The organism is Pseudoxanthomonas mexicana (assembly GCF_014397415.1).
GTDB lineage: Bacteria > Pseudomonadota > Gammaproteobacteria > Xanthomonadales > Xanthomonadaceae > Pseudoxanthomonas_A > Pseudoxanthomonas_A mexicana.
Map to the genome: position 1 here is coordinate 3,110,690 of NZ_CP060731.1, position 23,116 is coordinate 3,133,805.

The window sequence follows — 23,116 nt, forward strand, 5'->3', positions numbered from 1 at the left end:
CAACTGCGCCCCAGGGTCGCGACTCACGTCGCTCCTACAGGGGGACGCCCTCGCGGCTCACGCAGCGTCGGCGCTCGGCTGGCGGATCGGCAGCATGATGCGGAAGCAGGCCCCCGCGCCGGGGATGTTGCGCGCCTCGATGCGGCCGTTGTGCTTCTTCACGATGCCGTAGGAGATCGACAGACCGAGCCCGGTGCCGCTGCCCACCGGCTTGGTGGTGAAGAAGGGATCGAAGATGCGCTGCAGGATCTCCTCGGGGATGCCATGGCCGCTGTCCTGGATCTCGACCCAGACCTCGTCGCCTTCCACGCCCGTGCTGACGGTGATGGTGCCGCGCTCGTCGATGGCATGGCTGGCGTTGAGCAGGATGTTCATGAACACCTGGTTCAATTCCGACGGCCGGCACTGCACCAGCGGCAGCTTGCCGTAGTGCCGTTCCAGCGTGACCTTGTACTTGAGCTCGTTCCAGACGATGTTGATGGTGGAATCCAGGCCGGCATGCAGGTCGGCGGATTTCCAGCTGTCGTCGCGGCCGGAGTAGGAGAAGTCCTTGAGGTTGCGCACGATCGCGGTGACCCGCTCGATGCCCTCGCGCGACTCCGCCATCAGCTGCGGCAGGTCGCCGGTGATGAAGTCGATGTCGTAGCGCGCGCGCATCTCCTCGATCTCGGGCAGCATCGCCTTCGGATCCGGCAGGCGCAGCGCGCGCTCGTAGACCTCGATCAGCGAGAACAGGCTGTGCAGGTATTCCTGCAACGAGCCCAGGTTGGAGTGCACGTAGCCGATGGGGTTGTTGATCTCGTGCGCGACGCCGGCCGCGAGCTGGCCGATGGAGGCCATCTTCTCCGACTGCACCAGCTGTTCCTGCGCACCGGCCAGGCGCACCAGGGTCTGCCGCAGCTGCGCGTGGCGGCGCTGCAGCTCCTGCTGGCGCGCATGCGCTTCGCTGACGTCGTGGAAGACCACCAGGCAGTGTCCGCCGCCGGGATTGTCGTGGAAATAGGCGCGCACCTGCAGCACCAGGCCGTCGTCCAGGCTCAGGTCCCCGTTCCAGCGGCCATCGGCGCGCGCGGTGGCGATCGCATCCGCCGGCAGCAGCCGGGCAAGCGCAGCCAGCGCATCGTGTTCGTCGTTCACCAGCGCCAGCGCGGCGGCGTTCGCATGCAGGGGGCGCGCATCGCCACGGCACAGCAGGTACCCGTCATCCATCAGTTCGGCCAGCGCCTTTAGGTCGGCGAAGGTCGGGATATCGTCCGCGGCACAGGCGCGGGAGGACAGGTTCGGGGAGGGAGCAGTGGCCACGGACGCATCGGACGGCGGCGACGGGGCGCCAGTATCCGGCGCCCCCGTGGCAGCGGCAAGGCGCGATGTCGCAGTTTGCGGATCGGGCACCGGGCTCAGGCGACCGCAAGCGGGCGCGGCGCGGACAGCATGGACGTCTGTCCCTGCGCGTCGTAGGCGCCGCTGCTTTCGGTGCGGCCGAGGTGGCGCAGCGCCCAGTTCACTTCCCGCCGGCGACGCGCCAGCAGGATGCCGTTGGCATGGTTCATTTCGGCCAGTTCGGTCAGGCGCCCCTGCAGTTCGTCGGGGAAACCGTAGCCCGCGGCGGCCGCTTCCAGCGCGCGCAACGCGTCCAGCTTTTCCTGGGTGCAGCGCACCAGGCCTTCCACGTCGTGCTCAACGATGGCGCGACGCTCCTCTTCCAGGGCCGCGGACAGTCGCTGGAGGGGGGCGTGCGTCATCGTGGTCAACCGCCGAGCTGGCCTTCCAGGCCGAGCATGCCGTCGGCGATGGCTTCGGCGTTGATTTTGTACGTACCGGCCTGCAGCGCTTCGCGCACGGCCTGCACGCGGGCGTGGTCGATGGCCGGCGCGGTGGACAGCTCGCGCTGCATCGCCTGCAGGCTGGTCGCCTCACCGGTCAGGCGCAGGCTGTCGCCGCCGGCGCTGGCTTCCACCGGCCGCGAACGTTCGGCACCCGCCGGCGCGACACGGCCGCCTACGGGGCCCGTGGTGCGTACGGCGGCAGGGGGAGTGCCTTCGATTTTCTGGCTCATGTTGGTTCACCTGTAACAGGGTTCATCGAGGTTATCGGCCGTGGCTACGCCAACTTTAGTGACGGATTCCACATTTCCGCAGAAGGCCGGATTGTCGCCGGTTCTTCGACCCAGCGTCGGTATCGGCCCCCCGGGGGACAACTTGAGGGGCGATTGCAACTTTTTTTCATCGGCTGACCCAGACATCACCGCCCGGCCCCACCACGCCCTGCACCACGCGGCGGGACGAGAGGTTTTCCACGGTCACCCGTTCGCTCTCGCCGGCATCGCCCAGCGCCTTGCCGACCACGCGCACCTCCACCCCACCGCGACGGGATACCAGCGCGACGTTGTCGCCCCGGCGGATCAGGCGCTGGGCCACCAGGTCGGTCGCCGACAGCACGGCACCGGCCGACAACGTGCGGCGCGCGACGCGGCCGACGGCCTGTGCGGGATCGGCCACGGCCGCGCCGACGATGCGCGAGGCATCGCGGGTTTCCGGAACGAAGGCGTCGGCGGTGATCGTTTCACCCGGTGCGATGCCACGGCTCAGCACCAGCACCGTCTGGCTCCGGCGTACGCGTACCGGCACGAACAGGCGCCAGCCGTCGGGACAGGCGACCTCCACGCTGTTGCTGCCCTGCACGCGCGCGACCAGTGCCGCACCGCAGCGCGGCAGGCGCAGTGCGGGATCGAGCGTGGCCTCGGCTTCACTGCCGGCAGGCAAGGCGCCGAGGGCCGCGGCCTTGATGGTGTCGACCGGCTGGAAGTCCACGGCCATGACGGCGCATGCGGTCAGGCCGCCGATCAGGGCGGTGGTGAGGCGCAGCAGCATGGGCGGGCTCCGTCGGTTCATCGGCGGAGGAACTGCAAGCGGTGTGCCAGAAACGGAGCCTGTCCGTCATGGCTTTCGGCGCTAGCTCGTTGCTGGACACGCTTGGTGCCGCTCGCCGCGGGGGCCCTACTTTTCTTTGCTTGTGCAAAGAAAAGTAGGCAAAAGAAACACCCCCCGGCGGTCCGCCCGCCGCTGCGCGGCGGGTGCGCAGTCCCAGCGGGAATTTTCGGACGGGGCATCCTGCCCCGGCCGAAAACGCCGCACATCCTTGTGCGCCGCCCTGCGGGTTTTACCCGCCGGGACTGCCGGACCTAAGGGGCCCCAGAAGCCCGCACGGACAGATCCGGCGCGCACGCCGTTGCCCTGGCTCTTCGGGGTCCCCATGAGGCACGGCGAGCGGGCCGGGTAAAACCCGCAGGGCGCCGTCATGGATGACGGCGTTTCCGTATGGCACAGGGATGTGCCATACGGAAATTCCCGGCCCGCTCGCGGACCCGGAGCGCGCAGCGCGGAGGGCGTGCCGCCTGGGGTGTGTTTCTTTGATTCTTTCTTTGCACAAGCAAAGAAAGAATGCCCCCTGCGGCGAGCGGCGCCATCTCCAAAGCGAGGAAGACCCGTCCCGCAAGGCCATAAAACCAGAGCCCATAGCGGAAGCGGTTACAACAGAGCGAGGCTTGAAGACACGGACTCCGTTGTCCCTCACCCCAACCCCTCTCCCGCAGGGAGAGGGGCTCAGATGCTGGGAGAAGGGCTTTGAGCTGCCCCCTCCAGCTCAAGGCCGCACGCAGTCGGCCGATATGCTGGACATGACCCAGGACCTGCTCAACCGCATCGACCAGCGCACCCGCCTGGCCGGCCACAACCGCCTCGCCCTGCTGCTGTTCCGCCTGGGCGGGCGTCAGCTTTTTGGCGTCAACGTCTTCAAGGTGCAGGAAGTCCTGCGCCGGCCCGGCCTGTTCCAGCTGCCCGGGCTGCCCAGCGAATTCGTCGGCGTGGCCGACGTGCGCGGACGCTCGGTGCCGGTGCTGGACCTGGGCCTGAGCATCCGCCACCCCGAGCGCGACCCGAACCCCGAGAACGCCCCCAACTACCTGGTGGTCACCGAGTTCAACCGCTCCGTGCAGGGCTTCCTGGTCAGCGGCGTGGAGCGCATCGTCAACATCGCGGTGGAAGACATCCACCCGCCGCCGGAGCTGGGCGCGGAAAACAGCTACCTGACCGCCGTGACGCGCTTCCAGGGCGAACTGATCCAGGTGATCGACGTGGAAAGCGTGCTGGCCGACATCTGCCAGTCGCGCATGGACGCCACCCTAGCGCCGGAAATGGCCCTGCCGGCCGACGCGCCGCCGATGCAGGTGCTGGTGGTGGACGATTCCCGCGTGGCGCGCTCGCAGATCCGCAGCGTACTGGAGCAGTTGGGCGTCACCGCCACCCTGCTCTCCGACGGCCGCCAGGCCCTGGACCACCTCTTGCAGGTGCACGCCGCCGGCGAGAACCCGGCCGAGCGCTACGCCATGGTCATCTCCGACATCGAGATGCCCGCCATGGACGGCTACACCCTGACGACGGAAATCCGGCGCCATCCGGGCCTGGCCGGCCTGTACGTGCTGCTGCACACCTCACTGTCGGGCGTGTTCAACAACGCCATGGTCGAGCGCGTCGGTGCCAACGCCTTCGTCGCCAAGTACAGCCCGCACGAGCTGGCCGAGCATGTGCTGTTCCGACTAAACCAGGTGGCCGCGGCGCAAATGGCAGCCTGATCGTCGTCCCAGCGAAAGCTGGGACCCATGTGCTCTTCCCCGAGAAGACAGAAGGGGTAAAGGGCAGGATCAAGATGGATCCCGGCATTCGCCGAGATGACGACCCGGGGATCCCTATCCCTGCTTGGGCGGATGCTCGCCCGGTTCTGGCACACGCCTTGCAGCATCCCCTGCAACGGTCTGCCGGAGCGGTGCCATGTCCAATCCCATTTCCAACTACCTGGGTGTCCATGCCGCGGCGCTGCCGCTGCGCGAGCAGCGCATGCAGCTGATCGCAAGCAACCTGTCCAACGCCGACACGCCGAACTTCAAGGCCAAGGACCTCGATTTCCAGGCCGCCCTGGAGCAGGCTGCCGCCAGGGCCGCGCCCCTGCAGACCACCCACGAGCAGCACCTCACCCTGCTCGATGCCAGCCCACGCGTGTTCGAGCGCGCCGGCGTGCAGCCCAGCCTGGACGGCAATACGGTCGATGCCGACACCGAACGCGCCGCTTACGGCCGTGCCGCGCTGGAATACCGCGCGTCGCTGAGCTTCATCGAATCCAAGGTGCGCACCATGCTCACCGCCATCACCGGCCAGTAAGGGGACGCGCCATGAGCAACCTGCCCATCTTCGACGTCGCCGGGTCCGCGCTGCAGGCGCAGTCCGTGCGCCTGAACACCATCGCCAGCAACCTGTCCAACGCCGACTCCATCGCCTCCTCGCCCGAGGCGGTCTACAAGCCGATCGAACCGATCTTCCAGGCGCGCCCGCTCAATGCGGATGGTTCGCTGACCTCGGTGCAGGTGAAGGAAATCACCCAGAGCGAAGCACCGCCGATCAAGCGCTACGAACCGGGTCACCCGATGGCCGATGGCGACGGTTACGTCTACGCACCGGATGTCGATCCGGTCGCGCAGATGGTCAACCTGATCTCCGCTTCGCGCGGCTACCAGGCCGGCGTGGAAGTGCTGAACACCGCCAAGGAACTGGCCCTGGCCACCCTGACCATGGGCCGCTGACGGCCTGCCACCGAGCGAACACGCACATGACCACCGTCAACGGCGATCCCTTCGCCGCCCTCAATACCGGCACCACCGGCGCGGCGACCACGGCCAAGAAGGCCGACACGCTGGGACAGGCCGACTTCATGCGGCTGATGACCGAGCAGCTGGCCAACCAGGATCCGCTGAAGCCGCTGTCCAACAGCGAGTTCGTCGCCCAGCTGGCTCAGTTCTCCACCGTGCAGGGCATCAGCGACCTCAACACCACGGTCAACGGGTTCACCGCCTCGCTCACCGGCGACCAGGTGCTGAAGGGCGCCTCGCTGGTCGGACACTCGGTGGTGGTGCCTTCCGAATCCCTCGCCCTGCCCGCCTCCGGCAATGCCACCGGCCTGGTGATGTCGCCCGGGGCCGGCAAGGTCACTTTCGAGATCACCGACGCCAGCGGCGTGGTGGTGGACACGATCGAAGTCGAAGCCGACGCCAAGGGCGAGACCGCGTTCGCCTGGGACGGCGTGAAAGCCAACGGCGAGCGCGCGCCCGAAGGCAGGTACTCGATCAAGGCCACCCATACCGCCAGCGACGGTACCGCCACCGCGCTCAATACCTACGTCGACGCCACGGTCGACAGCGTGACCATCGGCTCCGATGGCCTGTACCTCAACCTGCCCGGCCTGGGCACCGCACCGCTCGACTACGTGCTGCGCATCGGCAAGTCGGCATCCTGACCTCCGCTCCCACCGCATAACGCAAGGAGTCTTCCATGGCATTCAACAGCTCGCTGTCCGGCATGAGGGCGGCCAACGCCGACCTCAACGTCACCTCGCACAACATCGCCAACGTCAACACCACCGGCTTCAAGGAGTCGCGCGCGGAGTTCGCCGAGGTGTTCTCGTCCACCGGTTATGGCCTGTTGCGCAACGGCATCGGCGCCGGCGTGCGCCTGACCAATGTGGCCCAGCAGTTCTCCCAGGGCGACATCAACCAGACCGGGCGCTACCTGGACATGGCGGTGGACAAGGAAGGCTTCTTCACCGTCAGCAACAACGGCACCAACGTCTACACCCGTGCCGGCAACTTCCAGCGCGATCCCAACGGCTACGTCACCACGCCGGAGGGCTACCGCCTGCAGGTGTTCCCGCCGCGCGCCGACGGCATCGGCTTCGACACCGGCAACCTGACCGACCTGCGCCTGCTGACCACCGACAGCCCGCCCTCGCCCACCACACGCGTCGAGCTGGGCGTCACCCTGCCGGGCAACGCCGCCCAGCCGACCATCGCGCCGTTCTCCCCCACCGACAGCGCCAGCTACAACGAAACCACCTCGGTCACCGTGTACGACTCGCTGGGCGTGGCCCACCAGCAGACGGTCTACTACGTTAAGACGCCCAACCCGAACGAATGGCAGATGCACACGTACGTGGACGGGACGTCGATGGGCGCGCCGACCACGGTGCAGTTCGACAACAACGGCACGCTGATCGCGCCCGCCAATGGCCTGGTGACCTTGGGGCCGTTCACTCCCAGCACCGGCGCCGGCGTGCTGAACATGACGATGGACATCAGCGGCACTACGCAGTACGGCGAACAGTTCGCCAAGCGCATCCAGAACCAGGATGGCTACGCCACCGGCAAGCTCAACGAGTTCAGTGTGTCCGAGACCGGCGTGGTCTACGCGCGCTATTCCAACGGTGAAGACCAGGCGCTGGGTCAGGTCGCGCTGGCCAACTTCAGCAATCCGCAGGGACTGGTGTCGCAGGGCAACAACACCTGGACGCACAGCTATGCCTCCGGCGAACCGCGCATCGGCGCGCCGGGCACGTCGGACTTCGGCCAGGTGGCTTCCGGCGCGCTGGAAGCCTCGACGGTCGACCTGACCGAGCAGTTGGTCAACATGATCGTGGCGCAGCGCAACTTCCAGGCGAACTCGCAGGCCCTGTCCACGCAGGACCAGATCACCCAGGCTGTGATCAATATCCGCTGATGACAAGGGAACGGGGAACAGGGAATGAAAGTTTCCGGAAGTCCCTGAGTACACCGACCCCGTAACGGTTCATTCCCCGTTCCCGCCCCATTACCTTCCCCGGACCCTCGCCGCCATGGACAAAGCCCTCTACGTCGCCATGACCGGCGCCCGCGCTTCGCTGCAGGCGCAGGGCACCGTGTCGCACAACCTGGCCAATGTGGACACCAAGGGATTCAAGGCCGCACTGGCCGGCACCGAGGCGTTCAAGATCCAGGGCCAGGGCTTTCCCTCGCGCGTGGACGCGGTGCTGATCGACCCCGGCTTCGACGGCCGTACCGGTTCGCAGATGGTCACCGGACGTTCGCTGGATATCTCGCTGCAGCCGAACCGCTGGCTGGCCGTACAGGCCGCGGACGGCGGCACGGCCTACACACGCAACGGCGAGCTGACCGTCACCCCGAACGGCCAGCTGGTCACCGCCGGTGGCCGTGCGGTGCTGGACGACAACGGCAATCTGATCGCGGTGCCGCCGGCGCAGTCCATCGATGTCGGCGCCGACGGCACGGTGTCGATCATCCCGCAGGGCGAAGGCCCGCAGACCATGGCCGTGGTCGGCCGCATGCGCATCGTGGAAGCGGCGCAGTCCCAGCTGACACGCGGCGGCGACGGCCTGATGCGCCCCTCCGATCCGCAGGCACCGGCTCTGGCGCCGGCAACGGGCAACAGTCTGACGGTCGGTGTTCTGGAAGGCAGCAACGTGGATGCGGCCGGTGCGCTGGTGCAGATGATCCAGTTGCAGCGGCAGTTCGAGATGCAGGTGAAGGTGATCCGCAGCGGCGATGAGATGGCGCAGTCGTCGAACCAGCTGCTGCGCCTCGGCGGCTGATGCTCGTAAGCCCTTCTCTCTGCATTGGGAGCCCCTCTCCCACCGGGAGAGGGGTTGGGGTGAGGGGCAACGAAGCCCGTATGTCCTGGCTACTCCGAAAGCATCAACACCCATCATGGGCGCGATGCGCTCATGATCTTTGAGCGCAAGACGCTTTTCTCGTCGAATCCGTTCACTAAGTTCAAGCATGGTGCCGCTCGCCACGGGGGCCCTACTTTTCTTTGCTTGTGCAAAGAAAAGTAGGCAAAAGAAACACACCCCGGCGGTCCGCCCGCCGCTGCGCGGCGGGTGCGCAGTCACGGCGGGAATTTTCGGACGGGGCCTCCTGCCCCGGCCGAAAACGGCGCACATCCTTGTGCGCCGCCCCTGCGGGGTTTTACCCGCCGGGACTGCCGGACCTAAAGGGGCCCCGAAAGCCAACACGGACAGATCCCGCGTGCCCGCCTTTGACCTGGCTCTTCAGGGCCCCCATGAGGCGCGGCGAGTGGGCCGGGTAAAACCCGAAGGGCGCCGTCATGGATGACGGCGTTTCCGTATGGCACAGGGATGTGCCTTACGGAAATTCCCGGCCCGCTCGCGGACCCGAAGCGCGCAGCGCGAAGGGCGTGCCGCCTGGGGTGTGTTTCTTTGCTCCTTTCTTTGCAGAAGCAAAGAAAGGAGGCCCCCGCGGCGAGCGGCACCACGCCCAAAAACGCCAAAACGCCTGCCGGCCCCGCCACCCGCCAGCTTTCCGCCGCGCACCCGCGCCGGACTTACGACACCCATTCCGGCACAGGACTTGCCTGAGAGGAGGCGAGGAACCGCAGCACGCGATTCCACCCTTCCCACTCCGCGAGGAACCACGCCATGAACCAGGCCCTCTGGGTCGCCAAGACCGGACTGGACGCGCAACAGACGCGCATGTCCGTGGTCTCCAACAACCTGGCCAACACCAACACCACCGGATTCAAGCGCGACCGCGCCAGCTTCGAAGACCTGCTGTACCAACAGGTCCGCCAGCCCGGTGGCTCCACTTCCTCCCAGACCCAGCTGCCGTCCGGCCTGCAGCTCGGCACCGGCGTGCGCGTCGTGTCGACCTCCAAGGATTTCCAGCAGGGCAACCCGCAACAGACCGGACGCTCGCTGGACGTGATGGTCAACGGCCGCGGCTTCTTCGAAGTGCTGCTGCCCGACGGTTCGCCGGCCTACACGCGCGACGGCTCGTTCCAGATCAACGCGCAGGGCGAGCTGGTCACCAACAGCGGTTATCCCGTGCAGCCCGGCATCCAGGTGCCCGAGGGCGCGCAGTCGATGACCATCGGCAACGACGGCACCGTCAGCGTGACCATGGCCGGCCAGGCCCAGGCGCTGGAAATCGGCTCGCTGACGCTGACCGATTTCGTCAATCCGTCCGGCCTGCAGGCCAAGGGCGAGAACCTCTACGTCGAGACCACCGCCTCCGGCCCGGCGCAGAACGGCACGCCCGGTCTCAACGGCCTGGGCAGCCTGGTTCAAGGCTCGCTGGAAGGCTCCAACGTCAACGTGGTGGAAGAGCTGGTCAGCATGATCGAAACCCAGCGCGCCTACGAAATGAACGCCAAGGCCATCTCCACCACCGACTCGATGTTGGGCTACCTCAACAACAACGTCTGATCCACGCATCCCGGGATTCGCCATGAAGCGCACCACGTCCGCCACTTCCCTCGCCTGTGCCCTGCTCCTGCTGCCGGGCTGCGCGCGCTACTACGGCGACGTGCGACCGTACGCGCCGATGCAACCCATCCAGCCGGTGGTCGCCGTGCAGGCACCCGCCACCGCCGGTTCCATCTACCGCGGCGGCCCGGGCCTGAACCTGTACGCCGACCGCCGTGCGCGCGACGTGGGCGACCTGCTGACGATCAACCTGGTGGAGAACACGGCCGCGCAGACCTCGGCCACCACCTCGGTGGACAAGAAGAGCGAAGTCAGCCTGGCCGCGCCGAACATCGCCGGTGCGCCGGTCACCTTGAACGGACGCGACATCCTCAGCGCATCAGTCAACGGCGACCGCGGTTTCAGCGGCGCGGGCAATAGTGCACAAAGCAACCGGCTGCAGGGCAGCGTGACGGTCACCGTGATCCAGCGCCTGCCCAACGGCAACCTGGTCGTGCAGGGGCAGAAGAACATGCGCCTGAACCAGGGCGACGAACTGGTACAGATCCAGGGCATCGTCCGTCCGGCCGACATCAACCCGGACAACACGATCTCCTCCGGCAAGGTCGCCGACGCGCGCATCGCCTACGGCGGCCGTGGCGCGATCGCGCAGTCCAACTCGATGGGCTGGCTGGGCCGCTTCTTCAACTCGCCGATCTTCCCGAACTGAGCGCCGCCATGCACCCGCAGAACCCCGAACGTTCCAGCGATGCGCCGGCGAAGAAGCCGCGCCGCATCGACACCTACACGCTGCTGGGCCTGCTGGCCTGGATCGGCCTGGTACTGATCTGCCTGGCGCCGGCCGCACGCGCCGAGCGCATCAAGGACCTGGCCCAGGTGGGCGGCGTGCGCAGCAACCCGCTGGTCGGCTACGGCCTGGTCGTGGGCCTGGACGGCACCGGCGACCGCACCAGCCAGGCGCCCTTCACGGTGCAGAGCCTGAAGAACATGCTGGGCGAGCTGGGCGTCAACGTTCCGGCCAACGTCAATCCGCAGCTGAAGAACGTCGCCGCCGTGGCCATCCACGCCGACCTGCCCGCCTTCGCCAAGCCGGGCCAGCCGATCGACATCACCGTGTCCTCCATCGGCAACGCCACCTCGCTGCGCGGCGGCAGCCTGCTGATGGCGCCGCTGCGCGGCGCAGACGGTGAGGTCTACGCCATCGCCCAGGGCAACCTGGTGGTGGGCGGTTTCGGCGCGCAGGGCAAGGACGGCTCGCGCGTGTCGGTCAACGTGCCCAGCGTGGGCCGCATTCCCAACGGCGCGACCGTCGAGCGCGCGATCCCGAATGCGCTGGACAGCGGCGAAGGCACCATCACGCTGAACCTGCACCGCGCCGATTTCACGACGGTGTCGCGCATGGTCGCCGCACTGGACCAGAGCTTCGGCAGCGGCAGCGCCTACGCCGTCGACGCCGTGACCGTCGCCGTGCGCGCGCCGGCCGACGTGTCGCGCCGGGTGAACTTCCTGGCCCAGGTGGAGAACCTGGAATTGACGCCCGGCAGCGCGCCGGCCAAGGTCATCGTCAACGCGCGCACCGGCACGGTCGTGATCGGCGCGCAGGTGCAGGTGATGCCGGCCGCGGTCACGCACGGCTCGCTGACGGTGACGATCACCGAATCGGCCAACGTCAGCCAGCCGAACGAATTCTCGCGTGGCGGCCAGACGGTGGTGACGCCGCAGTCCAGCGTGTCGGTCAGCCAGGAAGGCAACCGCATGTTCAAGTTCGAGGGCGGCACCTCGCTGGACGAGATCGTCCGCGCGGTGAACGAAGTCGGCGCTGCGCCCGGCGACCTGATCGCGATCCTGGAAGCCCTGAAGCAGGCCGGCGCCTTGCGCGCGGAGCTCGAGGTGATCTGATGGGAGCCGGGATTCGCCATTCGGGATTGGGGATGCGTGTCTTGCGCTTCGCGCACGGCGCAAGGCCCTGCCCGACATGCGGAGTTGCTTTGGCACAGGGCTTGTCTGACCCCAGACGCGGCAACGTTTTCCCGAATCCCGAATCCCTCCTCCCCAATCCCGGCCCCTGACTGCCATGGCCAGCATGCCCATCGGAACGCTGAATCCCTCGCTGCCGCTGGCCGACGCCGGCGGCAAGCCGGACGACGCGCGCATCCACGAGGTCGCGCGCAAGCTCGAGGGCCAGTTCGCGCAGATGATGATCAAGTGCATGCGCGAAGCGGGTTTCGGCGACTCGCTGTTTCCCGGCGAGAACCAGATCTTCCGCGACATGTACGACCAGCAGATCGCCACGGCGATGTCGCAGGGCCGCGGCCTGGGCCTGGCCCCGATGATCGCGCGCCAGCTGGGTGCCACCGACGCGGCCACGCCCGCGGTGCCGGCCACCACCGCGCTGTCGGCCTACAAGCGGCTGCTGCCGGGCACCGATGCCGATGCGATGCTCGATGCGATCGCCGGTCGCGGCATCGGTAGCAGCGCGCACGCGTCGTCCGGTGTGCCGGACACGATCACGCTGGACACCATCACCGTGCGCCCCGACGCGGCGTGTGACGAGGTCGAACAGGTCGCCTCGGCCGATCCGACCAAGTACGCCCGCAACACGCCCGAGCGCTTCGTCGCCGAGATCTGGGGCCACGCGCAGAAGGCCGCGAAGGAACTCGGCGTCGATCCGCGCGCGCTGGTCGCGCAGGCGGCGCTGGAGACCGGCTGGGGCAAGCGCCAGATCAAGACCGGCGAAGGCGGCAGCGCGCACAATCTGTTCGGCATCAAGGCCACCGGCTGGAAGGGCGAGCGCGCACGCACCGCCACGCACGAATACGTCGACGGCGTGAAGCGCACCGAGACCGCGGATTTCCGTGCCTACGCCTCCCCCGCCGAGAGCTTCGCCGACTACGTGCGGCTGCTGAAGAGCAACCCGCGCTACCAGCAGGCGCTGGCGGCCGGCAAGGATATCGCCGGCTTCGCGCGCGGCCTGCAGCGCGCCGGCTACGCCACCGATCCGACCTACGCCAACAAGATCGCCTCCATCGCCAACGGCCCCACCCTGGGCAAGGTGCTGTCGGCCATCGGCACCACGGTGGCCGGGCCGGTCGGCAATGCCGTGGGCAACGCGATCGGCAACGCGCTGCGGCGCTGACCAGGGGATAACGCATGTCGAACCTTCTCGCTACCGGCAGCAGCGCCCTGATCGCTTTCCAGCGGGCGCTGTCGACCGTCGGCCACAACGTCGCCAACATCAACACGCCGGGCTATTCGCGCCAGCGCGTGGAGTTCGAAGCCCGCGACGCCACCTATTTCGGCTACGGCTACCAGGGCAACGGCGTGCAGATCGTCGACGTGCGCCGGATGGCCGATTCGCTGGCGACCTCGCGCCTGCTCGACAGCGGCGGCGAGCTGGCACGGCTGCAGCAGCTGTCCACGCTGTCTTCGCGACTGGACCAGCTGTTCTCCGAGAAGGCCACCGGCATCAGCGCGCCGTGGTCCAGCTTCTTCGATTCGGTCAACGCGCTGTCGTCCAACGCGGCGGGCTCAGCCGATCGCGAAAGCGTGCTCGCGCAGGCGAACGCGCTGGTCACGCGCTTCCGCCAGATCGACCAGCATCTGGACGGCCTGGATATCGAGGTGAACGCGGGCCTGACGGCGGCGACCGACGAGGTGAACCGGCTGGCCAAGGAGATCGCCCAGCTCAACGGACAGATCGGTGGCAGCAGCAGCCCATCCGGCGACCTGCTGGACCGGCGCGACCAACTGATCAGCGAACTGGTCGCCTTCACCGGTGGCAATGCGGCCACCCAGGACGGCGGCCTGGTCAACGTGTTCAGTGCCGGCGGCCAGCCTCTGGTGGTCGGTGCCACCGCCAGCACGCTGGTGACCGTGCCCGACCCGTACCGTCCGGAACGGCTGCAGGTGGCGCTGGAAACCAACGGCCAACGCGTGACGCTCGACAAACGCGCGCTGGGCGGCCAGATCGGCGGCCTGGTGGAGTTCCGCACCACGGTGCTGGACCCGGCGATGGCCGAACTCGGCCGCATCGCCACGTCGCTGGCGCAGACCTTCAACGAAGGCCACCGCGCAGGCATGGACCAGTACGGCCAGATGGGTGCGGACTTCTTCACCCTGCCCGCGCCCCGCCTTTCCTCCAACGCCAACAACACCGGCAACGCCAGCCTGACGACGTCCGTGGGCAGCGTAGCCGGCCTGAACGCGCAGAACGTGCTGCTGCGCTTCGACGGCGCGGCCTGGGTAGCCACCCACCCCGACACCGGCGCCAGCATCCCGATGACGGGCACCGGCACCGCCGCCGATCCGCTGGTGGTGAACGGCATCGAGGTGGTGCTCGCTTCCGGCACGCCGGCGGCCAACGACCGCTTCCTGCTGCAGCCCACCGCCGGCGCCGCCGGCAACCTGGGCGTGGCGATCACCGATCCCGGCCGCATCGCGGCGGCCACGCCGGTGAAGGCGACGACCGACCTGGCCAATACCGGCAGCGGCAAGCTCAGCGGCCTCAAGGTCACCGACGCTGCCAACGCCGGTCTGCTGGCGCCGGCCGACATCGAATTCATCGACGCCACCCAGTACACGATCAACGGCACCGGTCCGTTCGCCTACACGCCGGGCCAGACCATCGCCTACAACGGCTGGAGCGTGGTGCTGGATGGCGCGCCCGCCGCCGGCGACACCTTCAGCGTGGGCCCGACCGGCGCGAATTCGAGCGACAACGGCAACGCCAAGCTACTGTCCAACCTCGACGACGCGCGCGTGCTCAATGGCGGCACGCTGACGCTCAACGGCGCCATCGGCGGCCTGACCACCCAGGTCGGTTCGGCGGCGCGCCAGGCCGACTACTCCGCGCAGGCCCAGCAGGTGATCCACGACCAGGCGCAGGCCGCGCGCGATGCGGTGTCCGGCGTCAACCTGGACGAGGAAGCCGCCGACCTGATGCGCCTGCAGCAGGCCTACCAGGCGGCATCGCAGATCATCGCCACCGCCGACACGCTCTTCCAATCCCTCCTGGCCGCGACCCGCCGATGAACTACCGCATCTCCACCGGCATGATGTACCAGCAGTCGATCACGACGATGCTGGCCAAGCAGGCGAAGCTGGCGCACACGCAGCAGCAGCTGGCCAGCGGCCAGCGCCTGGTCACCGCGAAGGACGATCCCGTCGCCGCCGGTACTGCCGTCGGACTGGACCGCGCCGTGGCCGAACTGGAACGCTTCGGCATGAACGCCAGCGCGGTGCAGAACCGATTGGGCCTGCAGGAGAACGCGCTGACCCAGGTCGGCGATGCGATGGCACGCGTCAACGAACTGGTCATCCAGGCCAACAACGCCGCGATGGGCGAAGACAGCCGCAAGGCGATCAGCACCGAACTGAAGGCGATCTACGCCGGCCTGCTGGACCTGGCCAACAGCACCGACGGTGCCGGACGCTACCTGTTCGGCGGCACCAGCGACGGCAGCGCGCCGTTCGCGATCGCCGGCGGCAGCGTGATCTACAGCGGCGACCAGACCCAGCGGCAGGTGGAAGTGGCGCCGGACATGTTCGTCGCCGACACGCTGCCGGGCAGCGAGGTGTTCCTGCGCCTGCGCACCGGTGACGGCCGCATCGACGGCCAGCCGGCCGCGGGCAATACCGGTACCGGCCTGCTGATGGGCTTCGGCGTGACCGATTCCACGGCCTGGGACGGAGGCACCTACACCCTGAGCTTCGGCGCGGGCGACACCTACCAGGTGACCGACGCCGGAGGTACCGTCGTCACCACCGGCACCTACGCCAAGGGCGAGAGCATCGCCTTCGCGGGCGTGCAGATGCGGATCGAAGGGCAGCCGGCCAACGGCGACAGCTTCACCCTCGGCCAGGCCGGCTCGCGCGACATCTTCGCCACCGTGCAGGGATTGATCACCACGCTGGACACCAACCCCACCACCGATGCGCAGCGCGCCGCCATGCAGAACGACCTGCAGGCCGCGATGCGCGACGTCGCCACCGCACAGAGCAAGATGATCGACGCGCGCGCCAGCGGCGGCGCGCAGCTGTCGGCCATCGACGATGCGGCGGCGCTGCGCGAAGCCAACAACGTCACCCTGCAGGGCACGCTGTCCACCCTGCGCGACCTGGACTGGGCCGAGGCCATCGGCCGCTACCAGATGGAGAACACCGCGCTGCAGGCCGCGCAGACGGTCTTCATGCAGATGCAGTCGCTGTCGCTGTTCAAGCTGATGGGCTGACCGCCCTCCTCCTTTTCATGCAGTCCTTCCCCTCACGCCGCGATGCCCTCGCGGCGTTTTTTTGGCTTTCTGTAGGAGCGACGTGAGTCACGACCGCGCGCCTGATGAGCCGTGACGCTGAATTTGAGCGTGCTTGAGACACGTTCCTGACCACGATCCTCCGCCGTCGCGACTCACGTCGCTCCTACAGGCCTCCCCTCAGGCCGGCCTCACCCGGAACACCACGCTGATCCGCGGCCCCTGTGCGCGACGCGTCTTCGGGATGCCGTGTTCATGCGTGCTCTGCGAGGCATGGCTCATCGACAGCACGCTGCCCGGCGCCAGATCCACTGCCAGGGTCTCGCGGCGACCTTCGCGGGCACGGATCAGCATCCGTCTTGGCGCACCCAGTGACACCAGGGTGATCGGATGGCCGGCCGCCACGGTATGCAGCTTGTCGCCGTGCATGGCGACGCTGTCGTGGCCGTCGCGGTAGAGGTTCATGCCGATGCGCGTGTAGGGCGCAGGCGCCCTCGCCTGCACGCAGGCCAGCAACTGCGCCAGCGGCAGATCGTCCGGCAATGCGTCCACGGCATAGTTCGCCAGCAGCCTCGGCACGTCGACGATGCGGTCATACATCGGACGCTGCAGGTGCGTCCACGCCGCGCGCGCATGCAGCAGGTCGAACCAGCGCTGGGCCGTTGCAGGATCGATGACATCGGGCCAGTAGCGGATGCCGCCCTGCGCATCATCCACCAACTGGTGCATCGCCGGAGCGAACAGGTCGTCGGTGTAGGCGGTCAGCGCACGCATGGCAGGTCAGTGGAAGTCACGGGAGCCGGGCTGGATCTCGCCCAGCAGGTGACTGAAATCCTCCAGCCGGCGTGCGATCAGGTGGGAGACGCCGTCCACCTGTTCCCAACGGCCGCGTACCGCCATCAGGCGCGCGCCCAGCAGGGCCTTGCGGTCGCGCAGCGCCACGTGCGACCACACCACCACGTTGACCATGCCGTGCTCGTCCTCCAGGGTCACGAAGATGGTGCCCTTCGCCGTCGCCGGCCGTTGCCGCTGGGTGACGATGCCGGCCGCGAATGCGCCCCGCCCATGCGGCAACCCGCGCAGTTGTCGTGAATCGACCACGCGTTGCCGCCGCAGGCGTTCGCGCAGCAACGACAGCGGATGCGCGCCCAGCGTCAGCCCGGTCATGCGGTAATCCGAGGTCACGTCCTCCCCCACCGTCGGCGCAGGCAGGACGATCGCCTCCTCGTCCGGGCTGCCGGGCAGCAGCGGGCGCTGCCGCTCGATGCCGGCGACCGTCCAGCGCGCGGCATGGCGATGTCCGGCCAGCGACTGCAACGCGCCCGCTTCGGCCAGGGCAGTGCGCGCCTTCTCGTCGAGCCTGGCACGCTGGCAGAGATCACGGACATCGGCGAAGGGGCGTTGCGCGCGCGCGGCCATGATCGCCTTGCCGGCGTCTTCCGACAGTCCGCCCACCTGCCGGAAGCCGAGCCGCAGCGAGGGTTGTCCGCCGTCGTCGACCCCGCGGCGCACATGCCCGCCTTCCAGCGTATTGTCCCAGTCGCTGACGGCGACATCGACGGGCAGGACATCGATGGACACACGCCCGCCCTGCCCGCGTCGCGCGTCCTGCACGATCTGGCTGGGCGAGTAGAAGCCCATCGGTTGCGCATTGAGCAGCGCGCAGGCGAAGGCGGCCGGCTCGTGCCGTTTCAGCCAGCAGCTGATGTAGACCAGCTTGGCGAAGGAGGCGGCATGGCTCTGCGGGAAGCCGTAGGAACCGAAGCCCTTGATCTGCTCGAAAATCTGATCGATGAACTCCGGGGAATAGTGTTTCTTCAGCATCAGCTCGCGGATGCGCAGGCGATGCGGCTCCATGTCGCCACCGCGCTTCCAGGCCGCCATCGAGCGACGAAGCCCATCGGCCTGCGAAGGCGTATAGCCGGCATGGATCACCAGTTCCATCACCTGCTCCTGGAACAACGGGATGCCGAGCGTTTTCCCTAGGATCTCCTTCACCCCTTCCGACGGATACGTCACCGGATCCTTGCCCTGCCGGCGGCGCAGGTAGGGATGCACCATGCCACCCTGGATCGGGCCGGGTCGCACGATGGCCACTTCCACCACCAGGTCGTAGTATTCCTTCGGCTTCAATCGCGGCAGCATGCTCATCTGCGCGCGGGATTCGATCTGGAAAACGCCCACGGTGTCGGCGGCCTGGATCATCTGGAAGGTCGCCTCGTCATCGTTCGGCAGGCGCGCAAGATCCAGACGGAATCCCCGGTGCTTGTCTATCAGGTCCACCGCCTTCCTGATGCAGGTCAGCATGCCCAGCGCCAGGCAGTCGACCTTGAGCAACCCCATCGTCTCCAGATCGTCCTTGTCCCACTGGATGATGGTGCGCTCGTCCATCGACGCGTTCTCGACAGGCACTACCGTGGACAGCGGCGCATCGCCGATCACGAAGCCGCCCACGTGCTGCGAAAGATGCCGCGGGTGGTCGCGCAGCTGGTCGGTCACCGCCAGCACGCGCCGGATCAGCGGATTTTCCGGGTCGAAACCCGCCTCGCGCAGGCGCTGCTCCATCGGCGCCTCGCCGTTGCCCCAGCCATAGCAGTCGGCCAGCAGTGCGATCTGGTCCGGCGGCAGGCCGAACGCCTTGGCCACGTCGCGCACCGCGCTCTTGCCGCGGTAACGGATCACCGTGGCGGCCAGCGCGGCACGGCGGCGGCCGTACTTGGTGTAGACGTACTGCAGCACTTCCTCGCGGCGTTCGTGCTCGAAATCGACGTCGATGTCCGGCGGTTCGCCGCGATCCTTCGACAGGAATCGGGCCATCAGCAGGCGGCTTTCGGCGGGATTGACCACGGTGATGCCCAGTGCGAAGCAGACCGCGGAATTCGCCGATGAACCCCGTCCCTGGCAGAGGATGTTCTGTTCCTTGGCAAACCGCACGATGTCCCACACCGTGAGGAAGAACGCCTCGTACTGGAGCTCTTCGATCAGCGCGAGTTCGCCGTCGATCTGATCCACTACTGAATCCGGCACGCCCTCCGGCCAGCGCTCGCGCATGCCGCGTTCCGTGAGTTCGCGCAGCCATGTGGTGGGCGTGTGGCCCGCCGGCACCAGTTCGGCCGGATAGCGGTAGTGGATGTCGCGCTTGAGGTCGAACCTGCAACGCTGCGCCAGCACCACCGTGGCATCGATCAGGGCACGCGGATAGATGTTGCCCAGCGCCCGTCGCGTGCGCAGGTGGCGTTCGCCGTTGCGGAAGAGGTGCTCGCCGCATTCGGCCAGCGGTGTGGCATGGCGGATCGCCGTCATCGTGTCCTGCAGCGCGCGACGGCGCCGCACGTCCATGTGCACGTCGCCGGCCGCCACCGGCACCATGGCAAGGCGCGCGGCGGACTCGAGCAGGCGCGCGAGTCGAGCGGCATCGTCCTGCTCACGGTGCAGTTCGACCGCCATGTGCGCGCGATCGCCGAACACCGACTGCAGCCATCGCCCCTGCGTTTCGTCGATCTCGCGTGCCGGCAGCCAGAGCGCGAACAGGCCGCAGACGGCAGGATCGACGTCGGACAAGAGGCGCTCCACGTCCTGCCGCATGAGCCGGTAGCCCTTCTTGTCGACGGCGCGCCGGGCGGTGGTGATCAGTTCGCACAGCCGCGTGTAGCCGGCCGTGGTTTCCACCAGCAGCACGCACTTCAGTCCACACGCCAGGGTGAACTCGCTGCCGACGACGAGGGGCACCTCCGTCGCGCGCGACGCCTCCCAACCGCGCACGATGCCGGCCAGCGAGCATTCGTCGGTGATCGCGAGCGCTTCATAACCGAGATCGCGTGCGCGCTCGAACAATTCCTCCGCACTGGCCGCGCCGCGCAGGAACGAGAAATCCGACAGGCAATGCAGTTCCGCATAGGCCGGCCAGGCATCTTCCTGTGGGCCGTCGTCGTTGGCCGCGGCATGCCGGCGCAACCGCTGCGCCACCTCCCAAGCGCGGGGCGGGCGACCGCCGGGCGTGTCGCGGTCGACGCCGTCCACCGCATCGTCCCAGCTCACGCGAACCACCCATGCAGCATCCAGCCGCCCTGCTCGCCCGGCGGCGTGAAGGCCCAGGCGCGTTGGCCTTGCGAAGTCTCGAGCACGTAGTAATCGCGGCGCGCGTCCTCGCCGTCCCACCAGCCGCTTTCCAGCCGTTCGGGGCCGGAGACGATGCGCGGGTGCGGATCGCGCAGGGGCACCGGGTGCGGCAGCAACCAGGTCGGGCGTGGTGGACGCAGGGGCGCCTGCTCGATGCGCCCGCCATCGCCCAGCACGCGTCGCCAGGCGCGTTCCGGGCGTGGATCGCCGGCCGGTGCCACGCGGTGCACCGCCTCGTCGCCCAGGCGCGCGCGCAGGCGTTCGCGCAGCTGCGGCCACGGCAGTTGCTGTTGCGGTCGCGTATCGAACAGATCGCGCGCGGCCGGCACGAACGGCGGCAGTTTGCGCGCCAGCAGGCGCACACCCACCACCGGCTGCGCGATCTGCACGCGCTCCAGGCGGTTGCGGGTCAGTTCGAACAGCATGGCCGGCTCGCGCTCGGGCGCCAGCAGCCCCACCTCGACATCGGTGTGGCCCTCTTCATGCTCCAGTCGCAGCACGAAGCGCTGCACACCACCGTCACGGATGGACAGGTAGGTGCACAGGTCGCCGATGAGCCGGCGCAGCGGGAACAGCAGCGCCATGTGGCTCTCGACTTCGTAGCCGAGTTCGATGCGCGCATCGAAGTGATCCGGCGGCGCGTAGTACGCCAGCGCGTCGTCGGCCTGGCCGTACAGGCGATCCAGGTGGTCGAGCACTGGCAGGCCGAAACGGCGGCGCAGGCTGTCGCGTGGCAGCCCGCGCAGCGTGCGCAGGTCGCGGATGCCCATGCGGTGCAGGCGTTCGCCGGCGTCGTCCGGCAGGCGGGCGCGCCGCACCGGCACGCGGTCCAGCATCTCGATCATCGCTGCCGGCTGCATCACCGCCAGGCCATCGCGCAGGCCGGCGAACACATGCGCCGCGCGCGGCGTGGGCGCCAACGCGAGACGATGCTGGAAACCCAGCAGACCGAGCTCCTCGCGCAACCGCGCCTCGATGCGCGGCCAGGGCCCCAGCAGGCGGAAGCTGGCGCGCACCTCCAGCACCAGGCAGCCCGGCCACTGCGCGCTGACCAGCGAACTGTGGCGGTACGCCCAGGCGGCGAGGAAGCGCTGCCAGCGCGCTTCGGCCGAGGGGTCGTATTCGACCATCGCGAACTCCGGCAGCAGCGCGTGCGCAGCGGTGAGCCGCATGCCCGCCCGCAGGCCCGCCTGCGCGGCCGATGCATTCACCGCCTGCAGGGTACGCAACTGCACGGCGCCGCCGACCAGTGCCAGCGGTGCGTCGGGATCAGGCAAACGCCGTAGGACGGCGTCCAGCGCCAGCTGCGGCAGCAGTACACAGGCCCAGAGCATCGGTAGGCCTCAATGCGCGACCAGTGCGAAGGGTTGCGCAGGTGCCGGACCACCCCGGCATTTGCGCACCCGCCATTGCGTACCGCCCTGCGCATCGCGGGTGGCTTCCACGCGCAGCGCGGCCGCCGAGGGATTGGCCGCATGGCGACGGTCGCGCAGTGCGAAGCCCAGGCATTCGCCACTGTCGGCCGCCACCTGCAGCCGGCGCAGCGCCGGCCCGTCGGCGTGGAGCGGCCAGCCGAGCACGGCGGCACAGGCACCACTGCGCAGGCATTGTTCGAAAGCCCACAATGCATCGCGCGGCGCGGCTTCCACGATTTCCAGCAGCGCCAGATCCACGCCGGCGGCCTGCCACGCGGGCGCATACGGAATGTAGGGCGGCGCGATCACCGCCACGGCGCTGCCGGCCTGGGTCAGACGCGCCAGCGTCGGCAACAGCAGCGCCAGTTCGCCCACGCCGTCGGCGGGCAGCAGCAGTTCGGTCAGGGCGCGGCGGGGCCAGCCGCCTTGCGGCAGCAGCGCGTCCAGCGCGGCATGCCCGGTGGGTTCGCCATCGGCGGCGATCGCCGCACTGCGGCCCGCGTGCCACAGCGTGCGCGCGGCCAGCAGCGTATCGAGGGCGACGACGGCACCCATCTCAACCCCGGCGCACCAGGCCGCAGTACACGCCTTCGATGGCGAAGTCCTGCCCCGACTGCACCTCGATGGGCGCGTGCGCGGGATTGCGCGGCAACAGGCGGATGCGGCGGCGTTCGCGCTGCAGGCGCTTGATGGTCAGCTCACCATCAATGCGCGCGACGACGGTCTGGCCGTCGCGCGCCTCCGGCGTGCGGTGCACGCCGACCAGGTCCCCATCGACGATGCCGTCGTCGATCATCGAATCGCCCTGCACCTTCAGCAGGTAATCCGGCTGCGGCGAGAACAGCCGGCGGTCCAGCCACAACTGCTCGTCCAGGCCGATGTCGGCCCCGATCGGCTGGCCCGCGGCCACACGCCCCAATACCGGCAGCGGCAGCAGGTCCGCCATGCCGCCCGGCAGGCGCAGGCTACGCTTCTGGCCCGGGGCCTGCTCCAGCAGTCCGTCGGCGACCAGCGCCTGCACATGCTTCTGCGCGGCATTGCGCGAAGCGAAGCCGAAGGCCCCGGCAATGTCCGCCAGACTGGGCGCGCGTCCGGCCGCCAGCTCCCGGCGCAGGAAGGCCAGGACGGCGGCACGTTGGGGAGGCAGGTCGACGGGGCTCATGGTGTACATTTGTACACCCTCAGGTCTCACATGGCGAGAAAGACGTGCGGCTTGCCTCCCAGCCCCATACGCCT

General features: G+C 68.4%; 21 protein-coding genes. 12 read left to right on the forward strand and 9 right to left on the reverse strand.

Translation table 11 applies throughout. The features are described 5' to 3' along the window. Positions 1-57: 57 nt before the first annotated feature. The 4 genes from IAE60_RS14560 to flgA form a co-directional block, all read right to left on the reverse strand. Positions 58-1,209 carry an ATP-binding protein gene (locus IAE60_RS14560; RefSeq protein ID WP_187574772.1) on the reverse strand — a complete coding sequence of 384 codons (1,152 nt, stop codon included), beginning with the start codon at positions 1,207-1,209 and terminating at the stop codon, positions 58-60. A 188-nt stretch (positions 1,210-1,397) separates the two neighbouring features. Further along, complete coding sequence (locus IAE60_RS14565; protein ID WP_187572799.1) at positions 1,398-1,742, reverse strand: flagellar protein FlgN; 345 nt, start codon at positions 1,740-1,742, stop codon at positions 1,398-1,400. A gap of 5 nt (positions 1,743-1,747) precedes the next feature. Then, positions 1,748-2,056: a flagellar biosynthesis anti-sigma factor FlgM gene (flgM, locus tag IAE60_RS14570; protein WP_187572800.1), complete on the reverse strand. Its 309-nt coding sequence runs from the start codon at positions 2,054-2,056 to the stop codon at positions 1,748-1,750. A gap of 166 nt (positions 2,057-2,222) precedes the next feature. Beyond that, entirely contained in the window at positions 2,223-2,864 is a 642-nt protein-coding gene (gene flgA / locus IAE60_RS14575) for a flagellar basal body P-ring formation chaperone FlgA (protein ID WP_425504476.1), read from the reverse strand. Between the two features lie 812 nt (positions 2,865-3,676). Here flgA and IAE60_RS14580 point away from each other — a divergent pair. The 12 genes from IAE60_RS14580 to flgL all read left to right on the forward strand — a co-directional run bounded on the left by IAE60_RS14580 (position 3,677) and on the right by flgL (position 16,328). Then, entirely contained in the window at positions 3,677-4,630 is a 954-nt protein-coding gene (locus IAE60_RS14580; protein ID WP_185896365.1) for a chemotaxis protein, read from the forward strand. 196 nt (positions 4,631-4,826) lie between these two features. Continuing rightward, complete coding sequence (gene flgB, locus IAE60_RS14585; protein ID WP_187572802.1) at positions 4,827-5,213, forward strand: flagellar basal body rod protein FlgB; 387 nt, start codon at positions 4,827-4,829, stop codon at positions 5,211-5,213. An 11-nt stretch (positions 5,214-5,224) separates the two neighbouring features. Beyond that, on the forward strand, positions 5,225-5,632 hold the full coding sequence (flgC, locus tag IAE60_RS14590; protein ID WP_142124952.1) for a flagellar basal body rod protein FlgC: 408 nt from the start codon (positions 5,225-5,227) through the stop codon (positions 5,630-5,632). A gap of 26 nt (positions 5,633-5,658) precedes the next feature. Next, positions 5,659-6,342, forward strand: coding sequence for a flagellar hook capping FlgD N-terminal domain-containing protein (locus IAE60_RS14595; protein ID WP_162110330.1), 684 nt, complete (start codon positions 5,659-5,661; stop codon positions 6,340-6,342). A 35-nt stretch (positions 6,343-6,377) separates the two neighbouring features. After that, positions 6,378-7,598, forward strand: a complete 1,221-nt coding sequence (gene flgE / locus IAE60_RS14600; protein WP_187572803.1) for a flagellar hook protein FlgE — start codon at positions 6,378-6,380, stop codon at positions 7,596-7,598. 115 nt (positions 7,599-7,713) lie between these two features. After that, positions 7,714-8,466 carry a flagellar basal body rod protein FlgF gene (locus IAE60_RS14605; RefSeq protein WP_187572804.1) on the forward strand — a complete coding sequence of 251 codons (753 nt, stop codon included), beginning with the start codon at positions 7,714-7,716 and terminating at the stop codon, positions 8,464-8,466. An 846-nt stretch (positions 8,467-9,312) separates the two neighbouring features. Beyond that, positions 9,313-10,098 carry a flagellar basal-body rod protein FlgG gene (gene flgG, locus IAE60_RS14610; protein WP_185896369.1) on the forward strand — a complete coding sequence of 262 codons (786 nt, stop codon included), beginning with the start codon at positions 9,313-9,315 and terminating at the stop codon, positions 10,096-10,098. Between the two features lie 22 nt (positions 10,099-10,120). Continuing rightward, positions 10,121-10,807, forward strand: coding sequence for a flagellar basal body L-ring protein FlgH (gene flgH / locus IAE60_RS14615; RefSeq protein ID WP_187572805.1), 687 nt, complete (start codon positions 10,121-10,123; stop codon positions 10,805-10,807). Between the two features lie 8 nt (positions 10,808-10,815). Continuing rightward, complete coding sequence (locus IAE60_RS14620; RefSeq protein WP_162110335.1) at positions 10,816-11,997, forward strand: flagellar basal body P-ring protein FlgI; 1,182 nt, start codon at positions 10,816-10,818, stop codon at positions 11,995-11,997. A 184-nt stretch (positions 11,998-12,181) separates the two neighbouring features. Beyond that, positions 12,182-13,234, forward strand: coding sequence for a flagellar assembly peptidoglycan hydrolase FlgJ (gene flgJ, locus IAE60_RS14625; RefSeq protein WP_187574773.1), 1,053 nt, complete (start codon positions 12,182-12,184; stop codon positions 13,232-13,234). Positions 13,235-13,248: 14 nt separating this feature from the next. Next, positions 13,249-15,129: a flagellar hook-associated protein FlgK gene (gene flgK / locus IAE60_RS14630; RefSeq protein ID WP_187572806.1), complete on the forward strand. Its 1,881-nt coding sequence runs from the start codon at positions 13,249-13,251 to the stop codon at positions 15,127-15,129. Further along, positions 15,126-16,328 carry a flagellar hook-associated protein FlgL gene (gene flgL, locus IAE60_RS14635; protein ID WP_187572807.1) on the forward strand — a complete coding sequence of 401 codons (1,203 nt, stop codon included), beginning with the start codon at positions 15,126-15,128 and terminating at the stop codon, positions 16,326-16,328. Before flgK ends, flgL begins: the two co-directional genes overlap by 4 nt. 198 nt (positions 16,329-16,526) lie before the next feature. Here the strand turns inward: flgL and IAE60_RS14640 are convergent, their stop codons facing one another. Genes IAE60_RS14640 through lexA form a run of 5 tightly spaced genes read right to left on the reverse strand, consistent with a single transcriptional unit; the run spans position 16,527 to position 23,051 of the window. Then, a complete protein-coding gene (locus IAE60_RS14640) occupies positions 16,527-17,120 on the reverse strand; it encodes an alpha-ketoglutarate-dependent dioxygenase AlkB (RefSeq protein ID WP_187572808.1) in 594 nt (197 codons plus the stop codon). A 6-nt stretch (positions 17,121-17,126) separates the two neighbouring features. After that, positions 17,127-20,384 (reverse strand): error-prone DNA polymerase, encoded by a 3,258-nt coding sequence (locus IAE60_RS14645; protein WP_187572809.1) that lies wholly within the window; start codon positions 20,382-20,384, stop codon positions 17,127-17,129. Beyond that, positions 20,381-21,799, reverse strand: a complete 1,419-nt coding sequence (locus tag IAE60_RS14650; RefSeq protein ID WP_187572810.1) for a Y-family DNA polymerase — start codon at positions 21,797-21,799, stop codon at positions 20,381-20,383. The genes IAE60_RS14645 and IAE60_RS14650 overlap by 4 nt, the downstream gene beginning before the upstream one ends. A gap of 9 nt (positions 21,800-21,808) precedes the next feature. Next, positions 21,809-22,435 carry a translesion DNA synthesis-associated protein ImuA gene (gene imuA, locus IAE60_RS14655; protein ID WP_187572811.1) on the reverse strand — a complete coding sequence of 209 codons (627 nt, stop codon included), beginning with the start codon at positions 22,433-22,435 and terminating at the stop codon, positions 21,809-21,811. A gap of 1 nt (position 22,436) precedes the next feature. Further along, a complete protein-coding gene (gene lexA, locus IAE60_RS14660) occupies positions 22,437-23,051 on the reverse strand; it encodes a transcriptional repressor LexA (protein ID WP_425504433.1) in 615 nt (204 codons plus the stop codon). Positions 23,052-23,116 lie beyond the last annotated feature (65 nt).